Here is a 26294-nt window from a genome sequence, read left to right as displayed (position 1 = left end):
GATGGAACGCGAACTAATTGGCCGGAATCTCTCGGTAGAAGACGATAACGGGGATAAAGTTCAGACTATCAAGGAAATTGAGGTCACACTTAATCCTGAAACATTGGATGTTGTCCGGGCTCGCCGAATGGCGAAGACAAAACAAATCGTAGGTTATGAAATCCCGGTTAAACTGGTCATGTCCAAACTGGAATCCAGGATGCGTTATCGTCTGTTGGAAGATTTTAAAGCAGGTAAAACCATGTTTTTGGACCGCATCACAGGTTCCCTTGAAGACATGCAGACAGGCAATACGGAACGGGTACTCCTGACAGGTATTCATATTCACGGGAATATGGATATCTTGGTAGCTCAAATTGACAGTAACACGGGTATCGATATCACACTGGAGGGTACGGCTACGGACTTCGACTTTGTAGAACAGTTCCCTGATTACATGGCCTAAATATTGTATCTATACTTAGATCTGGCTATATTACAAGTATGGAAAAATTAAGGGGTGAATCAATGAAGATATTGGATGGGCTCTAGCTTCCCTAAAGGAGGTTAGGGCTGATATGAGTAGAAGTTTTAAGAAATCACCTGTATGCAAAGATAAGGCTTCGCGATGGATAAAGCGACAGGCCAGTAAGGCTGTTCGTCGACATGTGGGAGGAATTTCATCGGGGAAATGGTATCGTAAGATTTTTTGTTCTTGGGATATCAGTGATTGGCGTTTTTATAAGCCGTACTCCGTTGAAAAACATGAATGGGAAACTGTTCAACAAAATTGGATTAATCGTGATAGCTTCGAAGTCATGCAAAGGAACTGGAATAGGTCTTATAAAAGAAAATAAGATTTGTAATGTAGGAAAGAGATCGCTGGTAGGGAAGCACTGGCGGTCTCTTTCCTATTCCCAACTATGAGGAGGAAAAGTAATGAGCGACAAACTACAAAAATACTTAGCAGCTGGAACAGCTGATGCAAAGCCAGAACAAATCGAAGTAGAGGCTGACGGAGAGAAATGGTCTGTTCGTCGTCTGACTACAATGGATATGCGGCGTTGTTATGAAGTGGCGTACAACGATGATGGATCTGCGAAAGACACATTCAACGAGATCGATGCGATGATTGTACGTGCAACAGAGCATGACTTTGATTGGAACAACAAAGAATTGTTGCTGGCTTATAAATGCACGAACAAAAACGAATTGCCTCCACGTCTGCTAAATGATCCTGATCATTATGGGGTATTGTCTAAGGCTGCTCGAAACTTCCAAGAAACCAAGGATGCGTTGCTTAAAGAAGCAAAAAACTCATCCGGCGAGACGGCGAAGCAAGTTGGGTAGCATCCTTTTGGATCAACCAGAAACGATTGCCTACCGAAGTCTTGCCTTATGAAGTGAATAAGAACAGGCAATACCATTTTTGCCTGGCCGCCTCGATGCTGGCCGAAGAAGAAATGAAAAAACTCAACAAAAAGTAGGCCGGGAAGGGGGTTCATACTATGGCTACGGCCAGTCGAATTACAGTGCCGATAGAAGCACGGGATCTCGTATCAGGTACGCTTCGGCGTATGCAACAAGGTTTACGGTCTACCCAAGATGATGTGGGAGGACTCCGGCGTGCTGCCGATCGGATGGGCCAGGATTTTATATCTTCCACTCGGCGTGCCGGCGATTCGGCTCGGGATCTCGGAGCCAAGGTTGGACAGGCAGCGGATGAGACAAGACAACTCGGGAGAGCAGTGGTAGGGGATTTGTTCCGGCGGGCACGATCGGGAGCAGAGACTTTCCGCCGAACAGTGTCACGAGCTGGCAGTGAAGTGAAAGGCATTCCTGATGCTCATGTAAGGCTTCATGCCGATGATCAAATCAGCCCGCTGATCGATAACATTTCCGCTAAGATATCCGGACTGGCCGCCTTAGGTGGCGGTTTGGTTTTGGGTGGCGGTATGTCGGATGCTGTATTCGGTGGTGTAGGTGATTATTATCAGGAATCCGCACGGCTTGCCCCATACTTGTCGGATCAACAGCGTACGGATGTGCTTGCTACTAATGAACGATTGGTCGCTCAAGGTCTAATCTCTGACAAAGCAACAGGTGCGAGTGAACTATCTACACTTGTACCTATGGTGCAAGATAAATCCAAAGTAAGCGAAGCTTTTACCGCAACAACCATGCTACAAAATGTCATCCCGGATTCCGGTTCTGAAGAAATACAACGAGCAGTAACCCAAACTGCTAAGAACTTTAATGAATCGTACATTCAAGTTGCTGACAGTATGGCTCATGCCTACAAATCAGTCGGCGATCCACAAAAGGATCTAGCTGATACATTTTGGGAATACAGTCCCTACTTCGCAAGTAGAGGCACAAGCTCAGCTCAAATGAGTAATTTTTTATCAACAACGGTCCAAGAAGGGGCCTTTAACTTTGATAAGCCGGGCGATTTTTTTAAAGAAGTTTTCGGTGTTAAAGCTTTGAATACAGGTGACATGGCTAGCTACTTTGAGGCGCGTGGTGCCGGGAAAAACGAAGCAGCTCGGCAAGCGGATGCATTTACTGCTGATATTAACTCAGGAGACAAGCAACAAGCACAAGGAGCAATAGCTGCCCTTATTGCTGATTTGGCAAGCCAAAGTAGAAATGAATTGAAGCAATCCCTAACCACGTTGGGCTCGGCTACAGGCGAAGACAATGCAGACGCTATTTTAAAAACGTATGGTGTTGCTTTTGAGAAAGCGCCTGATATGACTGGAACTACCGATCAATTGGTCTCGCAACAACAAGCGGCAAACCCTATGACTGAGTATATTCAGGCACAGAACCAGATGAAGACACAACTTCAGGATATTGGCGGCAACATTATGCAAGCCTCTGTTCCTGCCATGAAAGAGTTCAATTCCTTGTTGACAGACAACAAGGCTCAGATTGAAGCGCTGGGATCAGGGATAGCGTCGGGGATTGGTAAAGCTATCAACCTATACAAGGAATTTGATACTTTTTTTAATACTTTAATGATTAGTTTAGCTGGCATATTAGCTCTTAAAGGTGCAGTTGGCATCGGAAAAGGGTCCGTCCAACTGGGGAAAGATATAGCTGGAGCCGGGCGATGGTTTTGGGATAAGATTCCTGGCACACATAGAAGAGGTGGAGGCACCACATCACCTGTAGTTGGCTCTGATCTCGTATCAAGCATGAACGTCAATGCAACCAGGGTTTACGTCAATGGCAGCGTTGGCGGTAACGGTGGGAATGGCAAAAGCAAAGGAAAGGGAAAAAACAAAGGTAAGAACAAATCAACAGGTAACAGTAAAACCTCTGTTGTCAGCAGTAAAACCAAGCAAGATAACAGTATCAGTGGTAAGAACAAAAATAAGGATACCAAGGCAACGACCAAGCCGCCAAAAACGAACTACAAAACGGATACTAATGGTTTGTTGAGTACCGCGACCAAAAGTGTAGGAGGCGCAGCGAAAGGCGTCTTGAAGGGTCTTGGTGTGCTTGGCACCATGGCAAATGTCGGTTTCTCTGCCTATGATCTTTATGGAGCAGCCAAAGAGAAAGGCTGGCGGGAAGCTATCTCCACTCAAGGCGGTTCAACGGTCGGGAGTTTGGCTGGCGGAACCATCGGGGGGATACTGGGGTCATTTGTTGGTCCACTCGGCACAGCTGCAGGTGCAGCCGTAGGTAGTTGGGCAGGGGAGAAGTTAGGCGCTCTTGCGGATTCCAGCGGAATAACCAGAGGTGTAGTCGATGCTGTTGCCGGTTTAACAGATAAGGTTAAAGGTTTGTTTGGATATGACAAGAAAGACGAGGTTGTCGGACCCCCGCCTCCGCCACCAAAAGCTGAGATCACAATTAATGCTGGGGTGTCCACTGAAGGTCAAACCAAAATTAAAGAAACCATGGAAAACATCCACTCTAATATTGTGAAGAGCGGACTAAGGCAAGGTCTTAGCGATGCGATCGATCAGAGCGGCGTTACAAAAGCTGCAGATGAGATTAAAGATAAGATTGTGGGCATGTTCAAAGGTTCCGATTCCAAAGAGGCGGAGAGCAACGTCAAGGCTGTTGGAACAGCTGCCAAAGAGACGGAGCAGAAGGCAAAGGATATGGGCATAACAGCAAAGAACAGCTCCAAGGATGTTGTAAGCGGGAATGGACAGGCAGCATCTAGTTTCAATGGTGTGGCTGTAGCAGCGAGAAGTGCAGTAAGCCAGGCACGAAGTGACTTGATGTCTCTGAGCAGCATATCCAGTCAAGGCAGTACCTGGGGAAGCAATCTCATTTCCATGATGGCATCGGGTATGCAAAGTAAATTCCCGACACTGACGTCTGTCGTGTCTAATGCAGCGGGGATTATGAAAAAATTCCTCGGTTTTGCTTCACCTACGGATGAAGGTCCAGCGAGTAATTCGGACAAGTGGGCTCCTAACTTCGTATCGATGTTCGCCGATGGGTTACGACCGGATTCGATCCGGGAGCGTATGAACTTGATCGCGGGAACAATGCGTGATGGCGTGGATGGCATGGAAGGTCCTAGTTTGTCGAGTAGTAACATTCCCGTTCGGACAACGCCACTATCAGCTCAAACAGCTACGGCTGGCAAATCGGTAACAATCGGCAATATCACCATGGATCTTGGTGGGCTTGCTGCCGGGATCACAGATTTTCAATCGTTCGCCAAAGCTATGACGAGCCCTGAAGGTCGAGCATTAATTCGGGATGTATTCGGCGAAGAATTGTACAAAGCATTGGAGACAGGGGGTTAACGAATGCTGGCAATGTCACAAGGGGCTATCCGGTTGACCTTCCCGATTACTCCTGCAGAGGTGCAAATTACAACGGGTAACGATGTCGATTCATTCAACGTTATTACCGGACAAGAGCGAACCGGGAAACCCACTGCCAAGCTGCAGCGGGTTTCTTTTTCGACCATTTTGCCGCGTGAGTGGCGGGAACTGTGGGAGACGGATAAGAAGCAGACTGTTACGTATAAACGGCCGGAAACAACCTGGCAATTGCTTGAGAAGTGGAAGCCCAAGCCTGTCGTGCTGAACTTTGAAGAATTGTTTTCCCAGACCATGTTGATCGAAAACATGGAGATCGTTTATAAAGATGGCCAAGGCAATATCCACATCACCATGAGCCTCGTACAGCATAAGCCGGTCAAGATTATTTCGTATAGTAACACGAAGCAGCTCCTGAAGCCTGGCGTGATTATTACCAAGGCCAGCAAGAGCCGTCCGAACACCACGAGCAAGACCGACAAGAAGGACGATAAAAAGAAGTCTACTGCCAAGAAAAAGGCAGAGGACAAGAAAAAGAGTACAGCTGCTGCCAAGGATGCAGCCGACAATGCAACAGGTGCGTTTGATTACACGGGTCGCAAGAACAAAATAGCAGCTGCTACGAACAAAGCGCACTATATACAAAGCTAGACAAGGAGGGCGACCATGGATAAATTCGCAGTGATATACGGTAAAAATGATGCCAGGTCTGCGCTGACTCCTGCAGTAACGGATATATCATGGTCTTCCCAAAGGGATGAAATTGCACGCAGCATGACCGTTCGGCTGCGTGATATCCCCACGGTGAGTGTGGCCGGTATGCTGATGTGCTTTTCCCATCGAATTGGGACACAGCTCCTTCATCACAAAAACCAGTTCTTCCATGGCCCGATTATTGATTATGAGAAGGACGAGTTTACGGGGGCATGGGAGATCAAAGCCCGAGAGATTGGGTGGTATCTGGCAAAGAACAAAGGGACTCGGCCATATCTGAAGGGTGAGGCAGGAGCTGAGCTGCAGAAGTACATCCAGACGACTGGGGTTGATTTTCGTTGTCCCAAACTCGGGTTCAATATCGATGAGCGATATGGGACGATGGCACATTCCGAGATCATTTTGGATGTGCTGCAAAAAGCATATGAGCGGAGCGGCTACCGGTACCATGTGGATGCGATCCGGACAGAGAAACATTTTTATCTGCAGGTTGTGAGGGAAGGCACCAATGATAAGGTGCCTATTTTTGTTCCTGAACAAATGGAAGCCAGCAGCTCAGGATACAACATCGAGGACACATATACAGTTGTCACCGCTCAGAAGTACAAGGATGACAAACTATCTGCTTCAGTCACGAAGACGGATGCCAGTGCCCTGAAGACGTTCGGCCGCATGGAAGAGATCATTGAGATTGAGGAAGACGAGAATCCGACCACAGTCGCAACGCAACGAGTGAAGGCGATGGCCAAACCCAAACAGATCAAGAAGATCACGGTACGTCATGAAGATTTCACACTAGCAGGTCTGCGGGCTGGTTGGCTTGTGCTGATCAAGACGACAGTCGTCACCAAATGGATCGTAGAGAGTGCAGACACAAGTTGGAGCAACGGCGTATTCACAGTGAAGCTGGTTTTGGAACGGAGGGAGGCGTAATGCTAAGTGATGCGATCAAGTTGATGAAAGACAAGATGAAAGGTCACATCGATGCGCGGGACACTGAACGCGCCACTCTCCTGAGCTGGCCAGATGCCAAGATTGAAGTGGATGGAGATCCGTACCCTTATGAGTCGGGAAGCCTGGTCTTCGCCGATTATCTGCAGGAACGTGAAATTGAGGTCACGTTTGATGTGATAGAGCCTGCTCCAACAACCATGAAAGGGAAGCTCGTGATACCGAGTCCACTTCAGGTTGGTGATCGACTCCTGGTGTCACGTATGACTGGCCAACGATATTACGTACTTGGAAAGGAGAGGTAACCCGTGGAAGAGGACGAAACGTTATTTCCCGCGATGGAGCTGGAAGAGGTAGACGTCACCGATCTGGTGGACAGTATCCCATCGGAGACCAAATGGACGTACAAGATGGACTACCGGAACCGTCGGGCTGTCCTGGATGAGTATGGACGGCCTGTCCGGACAACCAGCTATGAAGAATTCTTGGTTGAGACGGCCATGAAGATCCTTTGCACTGAACGCTTTCAGTATGTCGTGTACGGCGCAGACGTGGGTGTCGAGAAATCCGAGTGGCATGGATGGGAGGATGCCGAGATAACAAGGGATATCGAAGAAGCCTTAACTGCCCATCCAGAGATTGAACAGGCTGAAGTGACAGCTATGGTGCGGGTAGATCGTGGAATGGACCTGACCATTCAAATAACTGGATTGGTCGGTACTGCAGAATTAAGTGAGGTGATCGATTCATGAGTTTGGTATTGAATGACTTGCCCAAATTCCCATCGATGCCGATTTTGGAAGAGACCCCGGAAATGATCTATCAGCGATGGGTCAACCGAGCGGTTACGATGGCCAATGAGAGAGGGCTTCCACCGCCTCCTGTGGGCGAAGGGGAATACTTCTATGATCTTTGGTACCCCATTGCTCAGGAGATTGCTGAACAGCAAGAATTGTGGGGCTATGGCGTGCTGCAGTCCACGCCGATCTGGGCCGATGATGAGTTTTTGGACGCGCATGGTTGGGCAGATGGTATGGTCCGGAAAGATGGTGAATCCAACGATGACTATCGGCTTCGGATCCTCGACCGAGCTTTTACGGAAGAGGGAAGCGGCCGCCGAAAAGATTATGAGAGCTGGGCCAAAGAGATCCAGGGCGTGGGGGCTGCTGTGGCCAGAGAGAAGGAACGGCACGATAATTCCATTGATTTGTACCTTACTGACATGAACGGACAGCCGATTACGCTGGAATTTGCGGAGCAAGTCAAAGTATTGATGTGGGATGATTACCGCATCGCTGGCCATGACTTAGCGGTGTATCCAGCTCCGGTGTTTGTTGTCACCGTTAAAGCGACGTTGGAAACGACAGAAGATATTCAGCAGCTGGCCGAAATGATCCGGCAGCGTGTGGTCACGTATGCGAATGGACGCAGTAAGTTGCTTTACAACTATATTGCGGCGTTATTGCTGGTTCCTGGTGTGGAGAATTATAGTGGTTTCACCTTGAATGATGATGTTCAAGACGTAGACATCCCGCCTGTTTCGCTCCTGCAGGTTGAGGTGATCCTTTCATGATTCCAATTCGGTACCGTGAAGTATTACCGCCATATTGGTACGAAAATGAGGTAGCAGGCTGGCACTTTGGCGTAATGGAGGAAGAGATCGATCTACGCGGAAAGAAGATGAATGAGCTCGTAGATCAGTTCTTGCTGCAGCGGGCGACTTGGGGACTGGGCCTATGGGAATGGATTTACTTTCGAACGGAACAGATCGGCACCATCACCCAACGACGAGAAGCAATCCGCAGGAAGCGACTGGCCAAGAAGCCATTCAAACTCCCTATCCTTCGGCAGCTCGGTTCACAATATGGAAAACTCCTGCAGGTGAAAGAAGAGTTTTTGGCCAAAGAGATTCATTTCGAGTATGACAGCAGCTCCCCCATTAATGTGGCGGGGCTATTTGATGATTTTGAGTACATTCGGCCCGTTCATATTAACCGGGCCGTGCCGGTGGCCAAAACATCAACGCCGGCCATAACGTTGGGCGGTAAGGGCTATTACCATACTGTGGACTTTCCGATCTGCGGTCTGGAAATGCCGCTGGAGCTGGGTACAAGTGGAGTTTTGGCCACTCAGAATATGACAGTTACTGCAGCTGTAGCTCATTCCCGAATTGATAGCCCAATAACAGGATTTGAAATACCCATGCAAGGAGGGACGCCATAATGGCAGATGTTATTCAACCCCTAATGCTTGATTATGCAGTTTCAGATGCAGATTCACACTTTGATCACGCACTAGTCAACATTAGCGGAGAATTGGTGAAATATCCGATCCACAATACCGTGATCTCAGGAAGATCGATCCGCAAATACGTGTTTTTGAACGATACTGAAGTCATTGGGAAACAAATCCTTGGTGCTTCACTTATGGACGATCAAGGCCGGACACTTGCTAACCAGGCGTTGAATGTTGTGAAGAACGATCGGGGCTTTCTGATCGGGTTCGAATTTACGATTAAGCTGGAGGTGAAGGCAGTTGTATAAGAAACAAACGTGGTTGGACGAGATCCCCGATATGACAAAGCCCATCTATGACGCATCAGGGAAACAGAAAACAGATCCACAGACGGGGCGGCCATTGTTTGAGTTGGTTCAAGTCGGTACTCGAATCACTTCAAATCGCCTTAACACGATAGAAGGCGGTATCGAAGCAGCTCATACATTGGTTGAACAGTTGGCCAAAGAACTAGGCGGTAACTTTGTTGCCACAATCAATGGAACAATGGGACTTCAATGCAGCGCGCAGGGCCTCAAAGCATCCTGGACATCTGGAGTTGCCTATGTGGGTGGACGACGGTACCAGGTAGCTGCAGGCGAAATATCATTGAATCCAACTCAGGGACAGTACTTGTATGTGCACACCGATGGAGTTGTCAAAAAGACGACATCAGAGGCAACAGCCACAGCTGGCTTGCTGCTTTTTTATGTAGCCACAGACACTAGTGGAGTTATATCCTCCACTGATCATCGTGTCGATATCTCTCTTGAAGAGATCATAAAAAAGTTGGAGAGCGATCAAGTCCCGGATGCATCACTCATAGAAAAAGGTAAGGTAAAATTGTCTAATAAGGTGGATGACACATCACAAACGGATGCGGCCACACCAAAGGCTGTCAATGATGCCCGGCAAGCTGCGATTAATGCAGCGGCTGCTTATACAGAAACAACGGTTGTCCAAGGCTATAAAGATGCCCAGAACTATGTTGACAGTAAACCGTGGCAAAAGGTGGAGGTTACCAGCGCGTCTGGTTTCGCCCTTAATATATCAAGCGCGAACCTTAATGATCCTCGAAATACCGGGTGGTACATGGGTACTGAAGTTGTAAACGCTCCTTCAAACGAATGGCATTTTTTCGAAATCATTCGACACAACAACTTGTGGGAAGTTCAAAAAGCGTACAATTTTAACGGTGTGTCTTTCCGGCAAAGGATGAAGCAAAACGGGGTTTGGACCGCTTGGAGTCCTGACGTTTTTCAATCTGGCGTTGACGCGAAGCAGGGCATTGTAAATGCCATCAACGCCAAGGGCGGCAGTGCTTCGACGAACGATACATGGGCGCAATTAGCGGCAAAGATAAACGCAATTCAAACAGGCGCTAAGTACGCGACCGGAACAGTCATTTCTTCTGATTTGGATGGTCGAGTTATTTATACAAGAAGCACCATGGAAACAATTTTACGACCTTCAGTTGTGGTTTCCGGTTTAGGGTTTAAGCCAAGTATGATTTTTATCGGTGCTAAAGGTGTATTTAATAATGGCGAAGCCTTCACCACATTGAACGGCATGTACTCCAAAAGCATAAAACATGCTGCTTGGCCTTCGTATAGTTGGTACTGGGGTCCGGGTTATACTAGCACGCCAGAGTTGTGGAGGGTTATAGAGGATTCGATCCCTGCTCAGGACGCTTATGTCACTAATGGCGGTTTTAGACTTCCATTCATGTATACGGATTATAATTTAGTGTGGGAAGCCTACGGATAAGGAGGGATAGTCGTGGAGATTGGCGCAAAGATTTATTATGACAAAGAAACAGGCATCGTCATCCAAGAAGTTGGCGAACGTTCGGGGGGAGTCGTAGAAACGACTACAGAACAGGACTTTACCGTGTATTCTGCACTTGCTGAGCGTGTTCCTGATACCGTGGGCATGATTCAGTTTGAGTACATGGAACATGAGCAAGATCGTGAAGAGGGAGGGCGTATTACTCGTATTGATTTGAACACACTGGAACCACTGTTCACTTATCCCGAGTCCGTCGATCCCGAAACGCCACAGGAACCGCGCCCGGCACTCAGCAAACAGGTAGATGAGATGCAACGTGAGAACGGGGAACTTAAACAGGCTGTAGCAGAGCTGAGTTTGGTTCTGGCTGCAGTCATGGGAGGAGGTGAATAACCATGACATACACAAAAGATAGTGGCTTGGTGAAGGTGTGGGTCGGTCTTGTGATGACTGGAGTGTATAAAGTTGAACAGGTTCCGGCATTGTTCAACTTAAAAGTAGTAGTGACGGAAGTTGTCAACGGCACAACATCAGCTTAACAAGCGTTCCGAAATCGGAGCGCTATTTTTATGCCCTCTGGAGTGGTCAGGGGCTTTTCATATTAGAAGATGGGGGATGTTGAGATGGAGAATTTGGGGAAATGGCTATTGGTAGTGGGTAGCTGGCTGGTGTCTTACTTATTTGGGGGTTGGTCTGCTGTGTTGGGGGTATTGTTGTTCTTTGTAATTCTGGACTATTTAACAGGGGTGGCTGCCGGCGGAGCTACCGGCAAGCTAAAAAGCAAAATCGGCTTGATCGGAATTGCTCGGAAAGTATTTATTTTTGCCATGGTTGCGGTTGGCCATTTGGTGGATGGGATTTTAGGCGATGGCCATATATTTCGGGATACTGTAGCGTTCTTCTATATTGCAAATGAATTGTTATCTATCACGGAGAATGGCGGAAAACTGGGAGCACCTATTCCAAACGTGATCAAACAAGCCATTGAAGTGTTGAAGGGCAAAGGTGGTAACAACAACGATAAAGGAGCTGGTACAAATGTATAAAGTATGGATCGATGCAGGACACGGTGGTAAGGACCCTGGAGCAGTGGCTAACGGTATCCAGGAGAAAGACGTTGCTTTGAAGGTATCTCTTGGCATTAAGGAGCGACTGGAAGAAGGCTACGAAGACGTGCAGGTGTTGCTGTCGAGATCCACGGATATATTTCTGGAGTTGAAGGACCGAACAAACAAAGCGAATGCTGCCGGTGCAGATATCCTAGTATCGATTCACTGTAATGCTGGTGGCGGTAAGGGTGGCTTTGAATCATTTCGCTATACTTCTGCGTCCCAAAACAGTATCAGGCTTCAAGAAGCATTACACAAGGCTATTATAGGCAAACTTGGAGGGATTGACCGCGGAAAGAAGGCACAGAATCTGCACATGGTCCGAGAATCCAAGATGCCTGCAGTGTTGACCGAAAACCTGTTTGTTGATGTAGCAGCTGATGCGAATCGACTCAAACAGTACATTGTGCTCGATTCAATGATTGATGGCCACGTTCAAGGAATCGCTAATTATCTGGGACTCTCCAAGAAGACGAAGGGGGAAAAGACAATAACGCAGGAACGTGATATCAACGTGCCTAGCAAGTGGGCTGAAGAATCCTGGAAGGAAGCGCAGGCTAATGGATATTTTGATGGATCGCGTCCTGGTGCTCTGATTACAAGGGAAGAAATGGCTATAGTGATTAACCGATTGACAGAGGATATATTGGCACTTATTGCTGCAGTAAACAGAGACTTGAAAGTGCTGAATAAACGCTTGGGAAATTTTGAATCCGAAGGTTGAATTGAAACGTAAATCTTAATAATTCTGTAAATATTGGTTTAGATTCTAATTAATCAAACAATGTCCAATGATCACCCCAAATATCATCTCAAAATCATCTCAAAATCATCCCAAAATCATCTCAAAATCATCCCAAAATCATCCGAAAATCATCAAATTCTCGGCATCAGCAAAAGTGTTAAGGATTATTATTAGGTTATTAGTGCTCTTTATATTCAAAAAAAAGGAGATGAGGTTTAAATGTCGAATATCCAGTCATTACATACTTTCAATATGTAGCAATATGAGCTGGAGGAGTGTTTATGACATCCATGTTGAGCAATGCCAAGTTAAGTTACATTGTGATCTGTGAGGAAGCACAAATGATTAACACTGGACCAGGTGAAATGCGGACAGTAATTGTTCAACCAATACTTAAGCAGATTGTACCTTTTGTCCCTACTCAAATTACTTTTAACGTTGTAGTAGGTCTATTTCTAGAAAAAGTCCAGGCTTTCAAGATTGGCTTTTTTCTATACGCTCCTTCTGGAGAGCAGATATACGGTCATGAAGAAGTATCTGCTTATAATCCAGATGCTAATTTAACTAACCCTACGGTACAACTGGGGTTTGGACTAAAAAATGTAATCATTAAAGAAGAAGGAATCTTCACATTTAAGGTCTCATATGATGGAGAAGAAATTGGTGAGCAAGTTTTTAGAATTGAGAAGCAGGTGAATTAATAATGGGTCGATCTTCTGAACCTGTTTCATTATTTCCGGCGGAGAGAATTGTTGATGACGACTTACGAGTGTTATTCACTGAATTTAATGGGGGAGTAAGCGGAGACACGGTAGATAAGAATTCTTTAGCGAAGACCGTATATCAGCTAATACGAAAAGGGGATACTGGTAATACTTTATCTCAAAACATTAATAGTCAGCCTTTACAATCAATCAAGCCCCCAGGAAAGGGTGATGAAATGGACGAATCAACAAAAATGATGATGGAGAGGCTTGAGCGTGATTCGCGTGAACGTGAAGAGAGATATCATAAAGACGCGCAAGAACGTGAACAACGCTTCAGAGATGAAATTAAGGAACAGGCTGATCTATATAGACAGGAAGCAAAAGAACGTGAAGAACGAATTGAAAAGATGATTAATGGTTTGAGTTCCGAGATCAAAGAGGTTAGATCTGAAGCATCTCAAACTACTAAACATGTTCAATCGATGGTCACATCAAATACTTGGGGGTTTATAGCAACTGTTTTAGCTATCGTAGCCTTAACAGTTACACTGTTTATTGCCTTAAGCCCTTCAAATAAGGGTGAAACGGGCTCACCACCTCCTACACAAGTTGAAAGTACAAAGTGACCTTTTTAGATTGAAACTGAAGGACGATTGTGGTAGTATATGGTTAATCCGAAAGCATCGGTAAAAGAGGCTGGCAGCACTATGTTGACAGCCTCTTTATTTTGTTTGGAAAGGTATGTTTATAGATTACTAATAGCAGCTTTAACCCAGGTACGTGTATCCGTTTGGCATATCCAAGATAATCGAGAACAACTGATGGATTACGGTGGACCAATAGAGGAGTATAGCCCTCTATCCATTAAAATAATGGGTGGAAGATACTTTCGTAATATGTACGAATTCAGAGTACAAAAATAGAGCAGGAGGGATAACCTCACTGCTCTTTTTCTTCAGTTTGTTGTATATTCACTAACCTCAAACGTCAAAATCTTATCAAAGATTACATAGTCAGTACGTTTAGTGAACGGACCTTTATTGTTACTGTACTTATTAATGGCGAATTTTGCCGGTCCGCTTCCTACATCACGAGCATCATACCAATTAAGAAAGGCATTCACATCACTCATTGGAAGGTCGTATTCTTTCTCTAAGCCAGTTGTCATTGTGACTACAAGGATAGCACGGTCTCCAGATGGTTGCTCGGGCTGTGGATTTGGATTAGAAGGTTGCTCAGGATCTACTGGATCAGGTTCAGTTGGTTCTGGATTAGGATTAGTTTCTACAGGCTCGTATGGACTTAGCGGCCCATCAGTATCAAAGCCGAAAAGCGCTACGTATTCTTTTGTATTGTTAACAAATTCAATAGAGTGTTCTCCGTAACTTAAGTCAAGTTTCTCAAACATAACTCTCTTTGAACTATCATTGGAACCATGAAGTGAGATTTTTTCAATTAATTCTCCATCAATGAATACATCAATATCTTTTGAGAAGGACCACCATGTTGTTGAAATAAGTCTAATCTTTGTACCTGTAAAATTAAATTTTAACACAGCTCCTTCTTTTTGCCATTGAGAAGCATAAGTTGCTGGTCCCACATTTGCCTTCCAGTCTCCGCCTAGATATGTAATCTCCTCAGCGTCATAGCTGTGACGCGTCCAACCTTCCTCAGGTTTATCAAGAATATCTCCAACTGATGCTGCAAAGGTTTTGCTTTGAAATACCCCCATAATTAAAAAGAAGCTAAGTAATGCTAGTACCGAAACTTTTCTAAAACTTTTCATATGTATTCTCCTTAAAAATGTATTTACAGAGTCGATAATACAGTTTCCATATATCCATGTCTAAACAATAATGTCTATATATTCAATTAAGTGTTAGAAGCAATAAAAAAGCTCTATCGACCCTCAAAGTCGATAAAGCGTTCTATTCGTTTATCAAACGATAAACTCCTCAAACACAGGCGTCCTCAACAATCCGGATTTCGTCCAATTCCTCATCTTAACCTTTGCTTGTATCCTTGGTTCCAGGTATACATGATTCTTATCCTCACCTGTAACCAAATGCTTGCATACACCACGAAAGGCTTGCTTATGCTTCGGACTTGGTCCGTGCTCAATTATTCCTGCTGGCCGTAACTGCCCGGATGTATCCGGAACTGCTGCAAGCCATCCAAACTCAGCCTTTTTGTATCCCGTAATATACACATCTGCATATGACCAGTTGATGATCTTCTGCCACTCTCTGGACCGCCTGCTGACGTACTGGCTATCCTTGCGCTTACCGACTATACCTTCCATTCCCATCGACTCTATCTGGGCAAACAGTTCTTCTCCAGCTCCTTCAATATGCGGAATTACTCCAAAACTAGAAGAGGGTAAGGAGAGGCTGTGGAGAATCGCTTTGCGCTCTATAAGGGGCAGCTTGCGGAGGTCCTGACCTTTGTACTGAAGGATATCAAATATAGCGAAGGTGACCGGTAAAGTCCTGGTCAGTTGCTGAACTTTCGAGTGCTGCCGAGTGCTGAATCGGCTCATGACTGCCTCGAAGTCATCTAAACCCGTCTCCGGATCGGTGCATGCAACTTCGCCATCTAGAATAATGTCAGAGTCAAATGGCAGGATCAACTCTGGATACTGACGAGTGCAGTCGTTGTTGTGGCGTGTATATAACCGGACGTTACCGGACTGTTGCGAAAATATAAGACGGTGACCATCTACTTTCGGTTCAAAAATGAAATCCGAATGAGAGAAGGGACCTGGTGCTGTTTCAAGTAACATTGGACTAATAAACATAAAAAAACACCTCAACTCATTATAGCGTTTTGCCATAAAGAGTAGAGGTGGTAAGTTTTAGTGAGGCAGATCGTTCTCCTTCTTATCTTTGTAATATTGAGCTAACGTTTCCCGTTAGCGTAACGCCAAAGCTGAAATTCTGTTAAATACCTACAGAAGAATTCATATGTTCATTTAATAAAGAAGTTTTAACTATTTAAGAACGTTTTACCCCATACCCGCATCGCCTCTAATACTGGAAGGAATTGTTTCCCTTGCTCAGTCAGTGAATACTCTACTTTTGGTGGTACCACCTTATAGACTTCACGATGAACAGCCCCGTCCTCTTCTAATTCTCGTAATTGGCGTGTTAAGATCCCTTTTGATACGCCTGGTATCATACGTAAAAGATCATTAAAGCGAATCACACCATGCTCATGTAAATGCGATAAGATGATGATTTTCCATCGTCCAGCAATAACGTCCTGCGCTTTCGTCAGCGGACAAATTTGTTGTACTGTATCTATCGTCATGTTATTTGGGTCATACTGGTGTCTAGCCACTTTTTCCACTCCTTAAGTCACATTTTTGTTACTATGTCATAAAAATGTGCGTACTTACATTAACATTTATAATCCTCTATTATAGCGTTAAGAAATAAAAAATCTAGTTATAAGTGGAGGATGAATATATACATGAAATTTTTAGTAACCGGTGCTACAGGTAGATTAGGTGGCAAAATCATTGAGTTTCTAGCAAAAAAATTGCCGATTACGGATATTATTGCCGGGACAACAAACCCAACTTCTGAAAATGCACAATCTTTAAAAGCACAAGGTTTTGAAGTGCGTAAAACGGATTTCGAAGATCAAGCTTCGTTAGTTGAAGCGTTTACGGACATTGATAAAGTGTATATCGTTTCCACTTTTCCTGATGTCGAAATGGCCATACGCCAACAAACCAATATAGTAGAAGCTGCAAAGCAAACGGGTATTCAACAAATGGTGTATTCATCTGCACCTAATGCAGATGTTTGCGACTTCTTCTTAGCAGCGCATCACCGTGAACGTGAAAATATTATCAAAGAATCAGGCATTCCCTATGTATTCGTACGTAACAACCGGTATGTAGAAAATGAATTAGGTAAAGCACTAGCTTCAATAAACGGTGCCCCATGGGTAACAGCAGCTGGCGATGGACAAGTTGGCTGGGTTTCCCGTGCTGATTTAGCAGAAGCGACTGCGAATGTGTTAGCCGGTAATAGTCACGAAAATAAAACGTATGAATTAGGTGGAGAAAACTTAGCACAAGCTGATTTCGTAGCTGTATTAAACGAAATAACAGGGAAAGATATTCAAGTGATGCACGTAGATGATGCAGCATTTGGTGAGACGCTAAAAGGGAAAGTACCTGAGCAATTAGCAAGCATGCTAGCAATGACACAAATAGGTATCCGTGAAGGAAAATCAGTCAACAATTCAACGGACTTAGAAATGCTACTTGGTCGTAAACCAATGACGGTAAAAGAAGTACTACAACAATTATTAGCATAATGAAAAGACCTCTGCAGTGTTGTAAGGGGAAATTATATGAAGGAAGCGGGAGAGAGAAAATGAAAAAGATTTTGATGAGAGAAACTGGTTCTGTAGATGTTTTATATGAAGTTGAAGCTTCAATTCCTGAGAATGCCGATAATGAGTTGTTAATTAGAATGGCAGCCACATCCGTTAATCACTTTGATCTCGTTATTAGGAAGGGCGAATATTTTTCAACAATTCCCAAAGAAATGCAACCTACGTTTCCCCACTTATTAGGATTGGACTTATCGGGAGTTGTTGAAAAAGTTGGTAAAGGTGTAAAAGGATTCAATGTAGGTGATCACGTTATTGGATTGAACAAAACTGGGACGTATGCCGAATATGTGGTAGCTAATCCAGATGATATTACCAAAATTACTGAAAAAGCCGATTTAGAAAAAATCGCCGCATTTCCGGTAATAACTGGTACGGCCTGGAGTGCAGCAGTGAAAAACGGAAAAATCAAAGCCGGGGAACGGGTTTTGGTTCATGGTGGTGCAGGTGGTGTCGGACAAATGGCGATTCAGTTTGCGAAAAAAGCAGGGGCAGTTGTTTTCACTACCGCCTCAGAGAAGAATCGTGAATACTTGTTAAACTTAGGTGCAGATGTTGTGATTGATTATGTGACTACAGATTTTAGAGATGTCGTACGCGATATTGATCTGGTCATTGATACCGTGGGTGGAAAGACACTAGATAACAGCTATCAGGTTTTAAAAAAAGGAGGGCGGCTGGTATCTGTTTCCATGCCTCCTAATGCGGAAAAAGCCGCTCAATACAAAATAAGTGCTTCATTTGTCAGAGGAGAATTACCTTCCGACGTTATACAAGAAATTGTGGAAGACTATACCAATGGGAAAATTAAACTGAACATTGCTAATACCTTCAATTTTGATGTGGAAGATGTTAAACGGGCCCACCTTAGTTTTGATGATAGAGCAACAAGCGGTAAGATTCTAATCATAATGGGTGCGCAGTAGAATTTCTAAGTTGAAATAATTATAAAGCCCATATCATAGCTTAAGAAAAAAAGAGCGCCAATCCAAAGATGAATCGTATGTCTAGGTTGAAATATTTATGGATTAACAAAAAAATGAACTGATTGAATTGATCAAGATACTGCCTGGCCTCTTTCATCCATTGTTCAATATATTGGAGGTATCCTGCCCGTTAGTTTAATGATTGATTTTGAGATAATACCTAGTCATTTGACTGGGTATTTTTTCTGTTGAATAACGAACGTACATTCTCATATACTGATATAAAGCAAACAAACGTTCTGTTTATTGGAGGGATGAACATGCCAGTCAAATACCTTGGTTGGTTGGTCGAGATTATTTATGAGGATCAAAGTGGGAAAATTACAAAGCGACGCATACAAGTCAAAAGCATTCGATCCGGACTGATTAAGGCAGACGATCTTCTATCTGGCCAGCCACGTACATTCCTAGAATCAGGACTGCTGGCATGTCGTCCGATCAAAATAACAGCGTAGGAGGAATGGACAGATGCTAAATGATTACGAACGGAAAGTGCTGAGAATCTTGTATAACTACAGTGGGGTTCGGAGGAGGTTCCCAACTATGCATGAACTTACCGTTAAGACTGGGAGAGGCAAAGCAGACATAATGGCAGCTCTTGAAGGTTTGGCCTCTGCAAACTACATAACGTGGGCAGATAGATCTGATATTGCGAACATCGTCATCCTCGAAGGTTGGGAACGTGAGAGTGAGCAGCCCAAGCCGCCTGCAGCTTCGCAGTTTGACCGACCAGGTGATATCAGTTATTGACTGAATACTAAGGAGGGGACGAGATGGCCAAAAAATTAATTGATAACGGCCTGTTCGAATCTTCGCGTTTGATCTTACCGGAACACAAAGAGGCTTGGTTAACCCAACAGGAGAAGTTGATGGAGAGGGAGAAACCGGTACTTAATGACCAGGAGCTGGAGCAGATCCGCCGTACGTTGATTGACTCCTATAACAAACGCTTGCGTATTCGTGTCATGGTTTTTGATCCGCTTGATAACGAGATCTACGAGGGGATCGTATCGACGGTTAATACATATCTGAAGGAAATCAAACTTGTCTGGGGTAAGGGCGAGTACAAATTCATAAACATAGATAAAATTATTTCTACGAGTATTTAAAAAAGCGACCTTGTCTTTATGACGAGGGCGCTTTTTTGTTGGTTTGCGAGCACTACTTCGCAGACACACTAATTATCGAATTTCAAATTTCTGGCTCAAGTATAGCTTCAACTTACACTCACAAAAAATCACAAAAAAATAACAATCTCTGCGAATACATGTAAACAGTATCGAACAAAATCAGAAAATGTAGAATATAAATCGCTAGAAAACTTATAAACGGATGTTAATGAACACGAGCGAGAAGCAAAATCATATGCTTAGTATATCACAAAGGCTAGTTGGCGGAAGCGATTTTTTCCCGTGATTATGCGGTAGATCATTTGTACAATTAAGGGGTTCATATTATAATGGGATTGGTTAAAAATCGCTCTAATACGTATTCAACCAAGTGGAGGCACATTTATTTTGAGCCAATCTAATCAAAGTCGACATCAATATCCGCGAGGACCGCTGGAATTGATGAGAAGGGTGTACAAGTACACCATTCCGGAAACGCGGAAAGAACTGGCTGAGTGGAGAGCTAAAGCTGAGAAAATTCCGAATGAGGAATTGCGCAATCAGGCTCTGGCTAGTCTCAAGGACAAACAGTTTCACTGTGAGGGCGGAACGGTTTATGCTTTGCCCGATATGCCAAAGAGGCACATCTTGATTCCGCTCATCGTTTCTTATCAAACCATTAGTGATTATTTGGACAATCTGTGCGACCGCAGCACATCGATGGACCCGAATGATTTTCGGCTTCTCCATCAATCCATGCTTGATGCGGTAGATCCCGAAGCAACACCGGTCAATTATTATGCGCTCCGTGAGGAGCAGGACGACGGTGGATACTTGCGGAATCTGGTGACGACATGTCAGGAGCTCACACGTCAGCTGCCTGGATATGCGTCCGCCAAGCCCCAAATTCAGGATCTGGCAGGCCTATACACGGACCTGCAGGTATATAAGCACATCAAACCGGAACTGAGAGAAACGGCACTGCTCGAGTGGTGGGCAGAGCATCGCCACCGCACACCTCAGTTCCGTTGGAACGAATTTGCCGCCGCTACCGGCTCTACGCTGGGCGTATTCATGCTGTTTCTGGCTGCGAGTGATGATCAGCTGACTGAAGAGCAGGCGGCCTCAATCCATACTGCCTATTTTCCGCATGTATGCGCATTGCACATTATGCTCGATTATTTAATCGATCAGGATGAAGATCGTATCGGTGGAGATCTCAACTTCTGCAATTATTACGAAAATGTGGAGACGATGCTAGACCGCATTGCTTTTATTGTGGAGATGGCCCGCAGTGATGTGCAGAATATTCCGGGAAGTGCTTTTCACCGGATGATTATCGAAGGACTGCTTGCCATTTACCTGTCTGATCCCAAAGTCAGCGAACAGCAGGAAGTTCGCGCCATATCCAAGCGTTTGATGAAGAAGAGTCCAATGACCAGAGTTTTTTTCTTTATCTTCAGTCGCTGGATTCGCAAGCATATGTAAGTCAGGCGCATTATTGCGGAAGCCTGAAGTGAAACTAGAGGAGGAAGAAACATCATGACAGCAGTAAAAAAAATCGCAGTTTTAACGAGCGGTGGTGACTCACAAGGAATGAACGCGGCTGTTCGTGCGGTGGTTCGCAGCGGACTGTTCCATGGTCTCGAAGTGTACGGTGTTCAACGTGGGTACCAAGGCCTGTTGAACAACGATATATTCCCAATGGATCTGCGTAGTGTAGGTGACATCATTCAGCGCGGGGGGACGGTTCTGCAATCGGCCCGCTGCAAAGAGTTCTATACTGCCGAAGGTCAGGAAAAGGGAGCGGACATTCTGCGTGCACGCGGCATTGATGGTCTGGTTGTAATCGGTGGGGACGGCTCCTACAATGGTGCCAACAAACTGAGTAAACTGGGAATCAATACAATGGGTCTTCCGGGAACCATCGATAACGATATCTCGTTTACGGATTACACGATCGGGTTCGATACAGCAGTGAGCGTTGTGGTAGATGCAGTCAACAAACTGCGTGATACCATGTCTTCCCACGAACGTTCTTCCATCGTTGAAGTTATGGGCCGCCACTGTGGTGATATTGCGCTTCATGCCGGACTGGCTTCGGGTGCTGAAACGATTCTGGTGCCGGAAGTTCCATTTGACATGGATGAAGTGGCAGACCGGATGAAAGCCAACTTCGCACATGGCAAACGCCACAGTATCATTATCGTTGCCGAAGGTGTTGGCAGGGGTGAAGATGTGGCCAAAGAACTGATGGAACGCTGTCCGACATATGAGCCGCGTGTAACAGTACTGGGTCACATTCAACGTGGTGGTACGCCGACTCCGTTTGACCGCAACCTTGCCAGCCGTCTGGGAGACTTTGCAGTGCGCAGCCTGATCGCGGGAGAGACCGACAAGGGATGTGGCATTATCAAAGGTGAGCTTGTTCTGACAGACATCGATAAAGTTGTTAACACCAAAAAGGATTTCGATATGAACACCTACGAGCTTGCACAACGTTTATCTCAATAAACAACAAGCAAAAGAGCACAGCGCCGTCTATACGGGCTGTGCTCTTTTTGTATGAATCAACATGATGATCTGTTTGAGTTATATCGATCGGTTTATCTGGATTGCTCGATCATGCGGACAGCCTCTTTTCGCTGAACCAAGAATAGCCTCCATAACAGTGCCACAGCACCGACCGCGAGGCCGGAAATCAAGCCGATCCAGTATCCAAAAGCACCAAGCGTTGTATACGTAGCTGTAATGTATCCCACTGGAAGGCCAATGATCCAATAAGCCACAAACGTAATGATCAGTGCAGGATTAACGTCTTTGTATCCCCGAAGAGCACCCTGAGTCGGTGTTGCAATGGCATCTGAAATTTGAAAGAAGATGGCGTATATCAGGAAATGCTGAGTCAACGCAATGACCTCTTGCTCGTTTGAATACAGCCCTGCAATTTGTTCCCCGAACACGAGCAATACGACTGCAGTGAGCAGTGAGAGTACAATAGCTCCGCCGATGCCAAGCAAGCTGTATTGTTTGGCATCTTTCAAACGTCCTGCACCCGCCTCATAACCGACCAGAATGGTGAGGGCCATACATATGCTCACTGGCAGCATGTACAGCGTAGAGGCGAAATTAAGAGCAGCCTGATGCGCAGCAATCGTGATGGTATCAAATCGGCTCATCATTAATGTGACAGCTGCAAAGATTGACGTTTCAAAAAAAGTAGCGAACCCAATGGGTACCCCGATTTTGAGCAATTCTTTCCATTTGCCCAGCGATATGCCGGAGAGATGGCGGAACACGCCATACTGGGCGAAGGGTTCTATCCGGTGAACAAAGAAGATGCTGATCAAAAAAATGATCCAGTATGTACACGCGGTAGCGACGCCTGCACCCACACCTCCCAGCTGGGGGAAACCCCAACGTCCAAAGATGAGCAGATAATTCAGCAAAATATTAACCGGAAGCGACACTAACGTAATTAACATGGTTATTCGTGTCTGTCCAAGTGCATCCATAAAACTGCGAAGCACGGTATATCCGAACAGTGGAATGATGCCAAAAGCCAGTGCGCTCAAGAAATAAAGAGCTACCCGGGCAACCCGTGGCTCCAGCGGCATCCCATTCAGAATTGGAGTAAGTACCATGGCTCCGATGGCCAGAACGGCTAGGCTCACCGCGATGCCCAGATAGAGTGCCTGGATCACGCTGTGGCCGATCTGATCATTGCGCTTGGAACCCAGCAGGTGGGATACCACGGGAGTGATTCCGATAAGAATACCGCTAAGCCCGGTTTGTACCGGCATCCACAGACTCGTGCCAATGGCTACACCAGCGAGATCCGCGGGGGAAAACTTGCCTGACATATTGGTGTCGAAGAAAGACATGGCAGACAGGGCAATTTGTGTTGTAAATATCGGTAGAAATATGATCAGGAATTGCTTTACTTTTTGCGAAAAACGGGTGGTTGTCATGTTCACTTGAAGTGCCTCGCTATTCATATAAGAATGATCATCAAACTATCATACGACAGCTACTCATTGTAGTGGATTTTGCTGAATTTGAACAGGGAAAGGCCGGAATTACGTGGCAAAATAATAAAAACCCCGCTCCGCGTGAGCGGAACGGGGAGATGATAGGTAGGGGAAGAGTGCTTTACTTATAGTTCACACCTGAGGTATAACGATTGGACGCATTCCAGAGCAGATACTCATCCACATCCATGTCTTTCATTGCACGAATCTGGTCTTCAACCTGCTTTTTGCCATATTTGATGTAGTGTCCACTGCCGAGCCAGCTGGCCGTAAAGTCCTGAATCCAAGGCCGAATTACCGGCTTGAGATCCTTGGTTGGGTCGAGTTTCTTATGTGTATCCTCCATGGAGCCTTTGATCGTTGTATAAGGGTCCTTGTCAGGATCCTTTACGCCATACCATCCGGTGGAGTAGTGACTCGGATAGACCATCGGTGAGATCACGTCCACATTTTCGGAGATTTTAACAAAGTCCTGACCGATTCCTTCTGCTGCGGGTACGGAGGCCGCATAGCCGAAAATATCAACGGAAACCCGGACACCCAGAGGCGCAAGCTCCTTGCGGGCGTATTGAACAAATTCCGCAACAACATCGACCCGCGATTTGTCGGTTTTGGTGTATTTCAGTATATCGGCACGGTTCTCGAAACCTTCTGGGAAACGCACATAGTCAAATTGAATTTCCTTGAATCCAAGCATGGCGGCTTCCTTGGCGATTTCTATATTATAGTCCCAGACTTCCTTGCTGTACGGATTCACGAAACTGTCGCCTTTGCCATTGGCCCATACCGATCCATCCTTGTTTCGGAAGGAAAGCTCCGGATTTTTTTTGGCAAGAATCGTATCTTTGAATACAACGACCCGGGCAATCGGGTAGACCTCATGTTTTTGCAGTCGTTTCATTAAGGCGTCAATATCCCTTATAAACGGTTGGGATTTGCCCATTTTCTGTAGCGATTGGTTCTCTGTAGTGTAGGTTATGTATCCGAGGTCGTCCTTGATATCAATAACCATGGAGTTAAGCTCTGTGTTATCAATCAGATCGAGCAGCTCCTTCATCCGGGCTCCGCCGGCACTGTAAGCCGTAACATAAATTCCTTTGACAACTGGAGCATCCGGTTGAGGGTCAACTTTGGCAGGCGGATTATCCGCATCAATGACGACTTGGTCCTTTTGGGATTGAATAATGGCGGTGTTAAAACTATTGGTTAACGATTGAAGCTGCTGGTTACCCTGATCGGCTGTTGCCGTTGCTCCACTGATGCTTCCCAAGGCCATGGCCAGTAAAGCCCAAAACGTGTTCATTTTTATTCCCACTCCCTTTATGTACATTCCATGATTGAATTATATAACAAAGCCTCTGGGCTTTTAACCATATTAATCAAGCGATGAAACATTCCGGAAAAAATGAAAACCGCTTCCTGCGAGGATAACCTCCCGAGAAGCGGCGTGATCAATCGAAAAATATTATTGAATGTAGATGTCGTTCTGATGCTCACAAATACTGTACTGAATGATTTCCATTGCGTCTCCCTGCTCCAGAATGCCCAGCCCATCCCGGAGAACAATAAGTGAATCGAGCTCATTCGGTTTCAAGAAAGGGAGCATTTCCGGGCACCATCTGTTGACGATTTCAAACAGTTTTACCGTTTCCATATCCACAATAATCACCCTTTCCTACTCGAATTCCAAAATGGTAAGTCATTCGGCGCGAATCGGAAAAGCATATGGCCTGTGAAAGTGAAGGGCAGATCCTGCTATACATCATATTTAGGAGCAGTGCACAATTATTATACCACAATTATATAAATTGTTAACCGTACATGTGTCTCAACTTCGGCGGAAAGAACCCATGACACCGACTGTTTCTACGATATTGACGAACGCATTTGGGTCGGTTTCTTTGATGATGCGTTTAATCTCAACCAGCTCATACCGAGTAGTCACTGTCATTAACATGTCCTTTTCAATGTCGGTGTATGCTCCCTGAGTTTTGATCTTGGTGACACCACGGGGACGAACCAGCAATTTTTTCAACATGGCTTCCGTCTCGTTCGTAATAATGTACAATGTCACCTTAACATGGCTGATGTGGATCAGATCAAGCACCTTACCTGTAATGTAGATCGAAACCATGGAGGCGAGAGCGATATTCCAGTCATTGTTCAGATAACCAGCGAGCATAATAATAGCTCCATTCATACCCGCCATAACGGTACCGATTGGGAAATCCCGGTAACGCGTGAAGATGGAACCCACAATGTCGAGTCCTCCTGTAGAACCTCCTACACGGAAGGAGATACCTGTACCGAGACCTACGAGCACGCCGCCGAACACACAGCTGAGCAGAGGGTCTGTTGCCACGACAAAAACAGGCAGCAATCCGATAAACCAGGATGTGGCTGCTACCGACACGATGCTTAATATAATAAATCGTCGTCCAAGAATAAACCAACCTGCGACTAACAGAGGAATGTTAAGAACAAAGTACATTATACTAAGATTCAAACTTGTAAAATAACCCAGAAGCATGGAAATACCGGATACCCCGCCGCTTAGTAGCTGATGGGGGACCAAAAACCAGTTGAAGCCACAGGCAATAGCTGCAGCACCCAATATGATCACTAAAGAGTGCCATATTATTTTGGGCAATTTAATCACCTCATTTATATTTAAAACCAGATTGCTGGTAATCTTGAA

General features: G+C 45.4%; 32 protein-coding genes. 25 read left to right on the top strand and 7 right to left on the bottom strand.

The window, feature by feature from the left end:
• Window position 1 precedes the first annotated feature (1 nt).
• The 18 genes from CHH60_RS08790 to CHH60_RS08710 all read left to right on the top strand — a co-directional run bounded on the left by CHH60_RS08790 (window position 2) and on the right by CHH60_RS08710 (window position 13689).
• Window positions 2-445 carry a phage tail tube protein gene (locus CHH60_RS08790; protein WP_095358879.1) on the top strand — a complete coding sequence of 148 codons (444 nt, stop codon included), beginning with the start codon at window positions 2-4 and terminating at the stop codon, window positions 443-445.
• Window positions 446-557: 112 nt separating this feature from the next.
• Window positions 558-836, top strand: a complete 279-nt coding sequence (locus CHH60_RS08785) for a hypothetical protein (protein WP_095358878.1) — start codon at window positions 558-560, stop codon at window positions 834-836.
• A gap of 82 nt (window positions 837-918) precedes the next feature.
• A complete protein-coding gene (locus tag CHH60_RS08780) occupies window positions 919-1329 on the top strand; it encodes a hypothetical protein (protein ID WP_095358877.1) in 411 nt (136 codons plus the stop codon).
• A gap of 158 nt (window positions 1330-1487) precedes the next feature.
• Window positions 1488-4757 (top strand): tail tape measure protein, encoded by a 3270-nt coding sequence (locus CHH60_RS08775; RefSeq protein WP_095358876.1) that lies wholly within the window; start codon window positions 1488-1490, stop codon window positions 4755-4757.
• 3 nt (window positions 4758-4760) lie between these two features.
• Entirely contained in the window at window positions 4761-5426 is a 666-nt protein-coding gene (locus CHH60_RS08770; RefSeq protein WP_095358875.1) for a hypothetical protein, read from the top strand.
• A gap of 15 nt (window positions 5427-5441) precedes the next feature.
• Entirely contained in the window at window positions 5442-6422 is a 981-nt protein-coding gene (locus CHH60_RS08765; RefSeq protein WP_095358874.1) for an XkdQ/YqbQ family protein, read from the top strand.
• Entirely contained in the window at window positions 6422-6745 is a 324-nt protein-coding gene (locus CHH60_RS08760) for a DUF2577 family protein (RefSeq protein ID WP_095358873.1), read from the top strand. The genes CHH60_RS08765 and CHH60_RS08760 overlap by 1 nt, the downstream gene beginning before the upstream one ends.
• A 3-nt stretch (window positions 6746-6748) precedes the next feature.
• The gene (locus tag CHH60_RS08755) at window positions 6749-7192 is read left to right on the top strand and encodes a DUF2634 domain-containing protein (RefSeq protein ID WP_255247874.1); all 444 of its coding nucleotides are present in this window, start codon (window positions 6749-6751) and stop codon (window positions 7190-7192) included.
• On the top strand, window positions 7189-8013 hold the full coding sequence (locus CHH60_RS08750) for a baseplate J/gp47 family protein (protein WP_095358872.1): 825 nt from the start codon (window positions 7189-7191) through the stop codon (window positions 8011-8013). The genes CHH60_RS08755 and CHH60_RS08750 overlap by 4 nt, the downstream gene beginning before the upstream one ends.
• Complete coding sequence (locus tag CHH60_RS08745; RefSeq protein ID WP_095358871.1) at window positions 8010-8663, top strand: DUF2313 domain-containing protein; 654 nt, start codon at window positions 8010-8012, stop codon at window positions 8661-8663. Before CHH60_RS08750 ends, CHH60_RS08745 begins: the two co-directional genes overlap by 4 nt.
• Complete coding sequence (locus tag CHH60_RS08740) at window positions 8663-8983, top strand: hypothetical protein (RefSeq protein WP_095358870.1); 321 nt, start codon at window positions 8663-8665, stop codon at window positions 8981-8983. The genes CHH60_RS08745 and CHH60_RS08740 overlap by 1 nt, the downstream gene beginning before the upstream one ends.
• A complete protein-coding gene (locus tag CHH60_RS08735; protein WP_176476017.1) occupies window positions 8976-10481 on the top strand; it encodes a pyocin knob domain-containing protein in 1506 nt (501 codons plus the stop codon). The genes CHH60_RS08740 and CHH60_RS08735 overlap by 8 nt, the downstream gene beginning before the upstream one ends.
• A gap of 12 nt (window positions 10482-10493) precedes the next feature.
• Window positions 10494-10895, top strand: a complete 402-nt coding sequence (locus CHH60_RS08730; RefSeq protein WP_095358869.1) for a hypothetical protein — start codon at window positions 10494-10496, stop codon at window positions 10893-10895.
• Between the two features lie 2 nt (window positions 10896-10897).
• Window positions 10898-11041: a hypothetical protein gene (locus CHH60_RS29740; RefSeq protein ID WP_176476016.1), complete on the top strand. Its 144-nt coding sequence runs from the start codon at window positions 10898-10900 to the stop codon at window positions 11039-11041.
• A gap of 84 nt (window positions 11042-11125) precedes the next feature.
• The gene (locus CHH60_RS08725; protein WP_095358868.1) at window positions 11126-11548 is read left to right on the top strand and encodes a phage holin family protein; all 423 of its coding nucleotides are present in this window, start codon (window positions 11126-11128) and stop codon (window positions 11546-11548) included.
• Complete coding sequence (locus CHH60_RS08720; protein ID WP_095358867.1) at window positions 11541-12335, top strand: N-acetylmuramoyl-L-alanine amidase; 795 nt, start codon at window positions 11541-11543, stop codon at window positions 12333-12335. The genes CHH60_RS08725 and CHH60_RS08720 overlap by 8 nt, the downstream gene beginning before the upstream one ends.
• A 302-nt stretch (window positions 12336-12637) precedes the next feature.
• Complete coding sequence (locus CHH60_RS08715; RefSeq protein WP_095358866.1) at window positions 12638-13057, top strand: hypothetical protein; 420 nt, start codon at window positions 12638-12640, stop codon at window positions 13055-13057.
• 2 nt (window positions 13058-13059) lie between these two features.
• Window positions 13060-13689: a hypothetical protein gene (locus tag CHH60_RS08710; RefSeq protein WP_095358865.1), complete on the top strand. Its 630-nt coding sequence runs from the start codon at window positions 13060-13062 to the stop codon at window positions 13687-13689.
• 329 nt (window positions 13690-14018) lie between these two features.
• On the opposite strand, the gene CHH60_RS08700 is transcribed toward CHH60_RS08710, so the two are convergent.
• The 3 genes from CHH60_RS08700 to CHH60_RS08690 form a co-directional block, all read right to left on the bottom strand.
• A complete protein-coding gene (locus CHH60_RS08700; RefSeq protein ID WP_095358863.1) occupies window positions 14019-14849 on the bottom strand; it encodes a hypothetical protein in 831 nt (276 codons plus the stop codon).
• A 153-nt stretch (window positions 14850-15002) separates the two neighbouring features.
• Complete coding sequence (locus CHH60_RS08695) at window positions 15003-15860, bottom strand: ATP-dependent DNA ligase (RefSeq protein ID WP_095358862.1); 858 nt, start codon at window positions 15858-15860, stop codon at window positions 15003-15005.
• A gap of 188 nt (window positions 15861-16048) precedes the next feature.
• A complete protein-coding gene (locus CHH60_RS08690) occupies window positions 16049-16402 on the bottom strand; it encodes a winged helix-turn-helix transcriptional regulator (protein ID WP_441339385.1) in 354 nt (117 codons plus the stop codon).
• A 132-nt stretch (window positions 16403-16534) separates the two neighbouring features.
• Between CHH60_RS08690 and CHH60_RS08685 the strand changes: the two genes are divergently transcribed.
• The 7 genes from CHH60_RS08685 to pfkA all read left to right on the top strand — a co-directional run bounded on the left by CHH60_RS08685 (window position 16535) and on the right by pfkA (window position 22079).
• Window positions 16535-17392 carry an SDR family oxidoreductase gene (locus CHH60_RS08685; RefSeq protein WP_095358861.1) on the top strand — a complete coding sequence of 286 codons (858 nt, stop codon included), beginning with the start codon at window positions 16535-16537 and terminating at the stop codon, window positions 17390-17392.
• 59 nt (window positions 17393-17451) lie between these two features.
• On the top strand, window positions 17452-18396 hold the full coding sequence (locus CHH60_RS08680; RefSeq protein ID WP_095358860.1) for a quinone oxidoreductase family protein: 945 nt from the start codon (window positions 17452-17454) through the stop codon (window positions 18394-18396).
• A 320-nt stretch (window positions 18397-18716) separates the two neighbouring features.
• Entirely contained in the window at window positions 18717-18911 is a 195-nt protein-coding gene (locus tag CHH60_RS08675) for a hypothetical protein (RefSeq protein WP_095358859.1), read from the top strand.
• Window positions 18912-18999: 88 nt separating this feature from the next.
• A complete protein-coding gene (locus CHH60_RS08670) occupies window positions 19000-19206 on the top strand; it encodes a hypothetical protein (protein WP_255247873.1) in 207 nt (68 codons plus the stop codon).
• Between the two features lie 23 nt (window positions 19207-19229).
• Window positions 19230-19565 (top strand): YolD-like family protein, encoded by a 336-nt coding sequence (locus tag CHH60_RS08665; RefSeq protein ID WP_095358857.1) that lies wholly within the window; start codon window positions 19230-19232, stop codon window positions 19563-19565.
• Between the two features lie 462 nt (window positions 19566-20027).
• Window positions 20028-21053 (top strand): tetraprenyl-beta-curcumene synthase family protein, encoded by a 1026-nt coding sequence (locus CHH60_RS08660; RefSeq protein ID WP_095288097.1) that lies wholly within the window; start codon window positions 20028-20030, stop codon window positions 21051-21053.
• 54 nt (window positions 21054-21107) lie between these two features.
• The gene (pfkA, locus tag CHH60_RS08655; protein ID WP_095358856.1) at window positions 21108-22079 is read left to right on the top strand and encodes a 6-phosphofructokinase; all 972 of its coding nucleotides are present in this window, start codon (window positions 21108-21110) and stop codon (window positions 22077-22079) included.
• Between the two features lie 92 nt (window positions 22080-22171).
• Here the strand turns inward: pfkA and CHH60_RS08650 are convergent, their stop codons facing one another.
• The 4 genes from CHH60_RS08650 to CHH60_RS08635 all read right to left on the bottom strand — a co-directional run bounded on the left by CHH60_RS08650 (window position 22172) and on the right by CHH60_RS08635 (window position 26246).
• Window positions 22172-23563 (bottom strand): MATE family efflux transporter, encoded by a 1392-nt coding sequence (locus CHH60_RS08650; RefSeq protein WP_441339384.1) that lies wholly within the window; start codon window positions 23561-23563, stop codon window positions 22172-22174.
• A gap of 154 nt (window positions 23564-23717) precedes the next feature.
• A complete protein-coding gene (locus tag CHH60_RS08645) occupies window positions 23718-24899 on the bottom strand; it encodes a putative glycoside hydrolase (RefSeq protein WP_095358855.1) in 1182 nt (393 codons plus the stop codon).
• Between the two features lie 162 nt (window positions 24900-25061).
• The gene (locus CHH60_RS08640; RefSeq protein WP_170948057.1) at window positions 25062-25250 is read right to left on the bottom strand and encodes a hypothetical protein; all 189 of its coding nucleotides are present in this window, start codon (window positions 25248-25250) and stop codon (window positions 25062-25064) included.
• Window positions 25251-25424: 174 nt separating this feature from the next.
• The gene (locus CHH60_RS08635) at window positions 25425-26246 is read right to left on the bottom strand and encodes a YitT family protein (RefSeq protein ID WP_095288017.1); all 822 of its coding nucleotides are present in this window, start codon (window positions 26244-26246) and stop codon (window positions 25425-25427) included.
• Between the last annotated feature and the right edge of the window lie 48 nt (window positions 26247-26294).

Source organism: Paenibacillus sp. 7523-1 (genome assembly GCF_002276415.1).
In the GTDB taxonomy this organism is placed as follows: Bacteria; Bacillota; Bacilli; order Paenibacillales; family Paenibacillaceae; genus Paenibacillus; species Paenibacillus illinoisensis_A.
Note: the sequence above shows the minus strand (reverse complement) of the source record. Positions and strands in the feature narration are given on the sequence as shown.